Origin of the sequence: Roseisolibacter sp. H3M3-2 (genome assembly GCF_029211165.1) — a bacterium.
In the GTDB taxonomy this organism is placed as follows: domain Bacteria; phylum Gemmatimonadota; class Gemmatimonadetes; order Gemmatimonadales; family Gemmatimonadaceae; genus Roseisolibacter.
Genome location: NZ_JARGEK010000744.1, coordinates 1 through 786, shown reverse-complemented (window position 1 = coordinate 786; position 786 = coordinate 1). Strand labels below are relative to the sequence as shown.

The 786-nt window shown below is 79.0% G+C and carries 1 protein-coding gene; it reads left to right on the top strand.

Features of this window, described 5'->3' with window-relative positions:
• Positions 1-208: 208 nt before the first annotated feature.
• On the top strand, positions 209-676 hold the full coding sequence (gene trxA, locus PYV61_RS26140; RefSeq protein WP_275836821.1) for a thioredoxin: 468 nt from the start codon (positions 209-211) through the stop codon (positions 674-676).
• Positions 677-786 lie beyond the last annotated feature (110 nt).

Below are 786 nucleotides of genomic sequence, written 5' to 3'. Positions count from 1 at the left end.
GGGGGGCGGCGGCGTCGCCGGGGACGGCGCGGGGGCGGCGCGGTCGCAGGCGCCCAGCGCCTCGCCCAGCGCCGCGGCGAGCAGCAGGCGGGGCGGGAGTGGGCGCATGGGGGCACGGTAACGTCCGGCCCGGCCGCGCGGAACGGAGCCGATGGTACGGAACCGGTATGTTTCGGCGTCCCCGAGCGAGAGAGAGGAGAGAGCGACCATGACCGCCCCGTCCAGCGCCGCCGCCAAGGCCACCGTCCCCTGCGCGCAGTGCCGCGCGCTCAACCGCGTCGACCTGGCGCGCGTCGCCGACGGGCCGCGCTGCGCCAAGTGCCGCGCGCCGCTCGCGCTCGACCACCCGGTGCCGGTGCGCGACGCCGACTTCGCGCGCGTGGTCGCCGACAGCCCGGTGCCGGTGCTGGTCGACTTCTACGCCGACTGGTGCGGCCCCTGCAAGGCCATGGCGCCGCAGCTCGACGCCTTCGCGCAGCGCCACGCGGGGGCGGTGCTGGTCGCGAAGCTCGACACCGACGCGAACCCGGACACCAGCATGAAGTTCGGGATCCGCAGCATCCCGACGCTCGCGGTGTTCGTCGGCGGGCGCGAGGCGGCGCGCGAGGTCGGCGCGGTGCCGGCGGCGCGGCTCGAGGCGCTGGTGGCGCGCGCACGCACCACGTCGGCCGGCTGAGCGGACGGCGGGGCGCCGCGCGCGGCGGCGCCGCGTTCTTGCAGCGGGCGGGCGCGCCCACACCCCGAGGTGCCCCATGCCCGCCCGCCCGCACGCCGCGGCCTCCGCCG

Coding starts and splice junctions, on each gene's coding strand:
- trxA (WP_275836821.1), top strand. CDS start 209: ATGACCGCCCCGTCCAGCGCCGCCGCCAAGGCCACCGTCCCCTGCGCG.